General features: G+C 68.7%; 2 protein-coding genes. Both read right to left on the minus strand.

Going from position 1 to position 1805, the window contains the following annotated elements; translation table 11 throughout:
* Nucleotides 1-25: 25 nt before the first annotated feature.
* Nucleotides 26-1513: a M81 family metallopeptidase gene (locus tag J8I82_RS36800; RefSeq protein ID WP_209765456.1), complete on the minus strand. Its 1488-nt coding sequence runs from the start codon at nt 1511-1513 to the stop codon at nt 26-28.
* A 19-nt stretch (nt 1514-1532) separates the two neighbouring features.
* Nucleotides 1533-1805, minus strand: a 273-nt coding sequence (locus tag J8I82_RS38860) for a M20/M25/M40 family metallo-hydrolase (protein ID WP_245180616.1), incomplete at its 5' end; no start/stop codon positions are given.

Raw genomic sequence — 1805 nt, forward strand, 5'->3', positions numbered from 1 at the left:
ATGTGCACGCTGGCTTAGTGCTGCCTTAGCCTGCCCAGGCAGCGGTGTCGTCGAGCGGATAGACCGGCCTGCTGACCTGCCGGAACGGGAAGCGCTCATAGCGCGAGCTGGTGACGCCCTCTCCGTCGCACTCGACCACCGCCTTGGCGATCGGGACGAACACCGGGCGACAGTACATTCGCGACTTCAGTAGCAGGAACTTCGCCCGATGCGGATCGATGCCGATATGGGTGAAGATCCCCATGTCCCAGTGCTCTTGGGGGGTCTCGGTCACCACCACCTGCGCCGCGCCGATATCGAGCACGGCGGTGCGCCCCATGCGGATGCGCTGCCCGGTGTAGGTCGGCCCTGTGATGATGTACTCCCCGTCGCTGATCGCGGCAACCTTGCCGGTCAGCGGCTTCGCTTGCGGATAGACGTCCAGCTGCGGCAGCGGCACCTTGTCGCCGACAGGCAGCGTGATACTGGCCCCGACGCCGGCGTCCACCAGCGCTGCCACCGCTTCCGGGTCGCACACGGGCCCGACCGCGATGCCGGTCAGTCCTTGCGCCAGAGCCTCGTGCAGCACCGCCATGTTGTCGCAGGTGCCGCCGGACATGCAATTGTCGCCATGGTCGAGCAACAGTACCGGTCTCGCGTCAGCACTGTCGGCGCCGGCAAGCTGCGCGGCGCGCCCGATGGAACTGGCGAGCGGCTCCGCCTGATAGGCAAAGGCATCGCGCTCGGCCCACGCCTGCGCCGCGATCCGGCTGGCGACCTCGTCGGCCTTGGCCTGGTCGCCGTCGCCAACCACGATCACGCTCAGGCATGGCGCGGCGATATCGGCCAGTCCGAAGCCGGCCAGCACCGACACCGCCAGCATGCCGTCCCGCTCGGCCTCGCGCGCCAGCGCCACGGCGCGCAGCATGGCGCCTTCGTCGGTGCGGCTGCGCAAGGTGTGCGTGATCAGCGGCGGGCGCCGCCACGCCATTACCGGGCGCACGCGGCCGGCAACCATGTCCAGCAGTAGCCGGCCGGCATGCGCGCCGGTCTCATACATGTCGACATGCGGGTAGGTCTTGAAGCTGACTGCGATGTCGGCATGGTCGACGAGCGTCTGCGTGACATTCCCATGCAGGTCAAGGGCGACCGCGACCGGCGCATGCGGCAGCACACTCCGCAGACGCCGCAGCAGGTCGCCTTCGCCGTCGTCGCTGTTCTCAGCCACCATCGCGCCATGCAGGTCGAGCATCACCGCATCGCAGCCGGGGGCTGCCGCAATGATGGTGTCGCACAGGTGCGTGTAGGCGTCGGCGGCAACGCGTCCGCTCGGGTTGGCGCCAGCGATCACCGGCACCACGATCTCGGCGCCGGCCGCCTCGGCCAGGTCGATGAAGGCGGCGGCGGCGGTGCGGGTGCCCTTGGCGGCGCCAAAGGCGGCGTCGCCATAGGCCGGCGCGAATGAAGCCAGCGGCGTCGGCACCGGTGAAAAGGTATTGGTCTCGTGATTGAGTCGGGCAATGAGGATCTTCATTGGGCAGTCCGTTCGGGTGTCATGGCCGCGTGGCGGCATCGAGCATGGCGTGCAGCAGCACGTTGCAGCCGGCTTCAAGGTGCTCGGGCCGCGCGTCTTCGATTTCGTTGTGGCTGATGCCGTCCTTGCACGGCACGAAGATCATCGCGGCGGGGGCGACGCGGGCCAGGTAGACCGCGTCATGGCCGGCACCGCTGATCACGTCCATGGCGGAATGGCCGAGCCGCCGCGCGCCGCCGCGTACTGCCTCGACCAGCCGTGCATCGAACGGCTGCGGCGGGAAGTACACCAC

This window comes from Cupriavidus consociatus (assembly GCF_017814975.1).
In the GTDB taxonomy this organism is placed as follows: Bacteria; Pseudomonadota; Gammaproteobacteria; order Burkholderiales; family Burkholderiaceae; genus Cupriavidus; species Cupriavidus consociatus.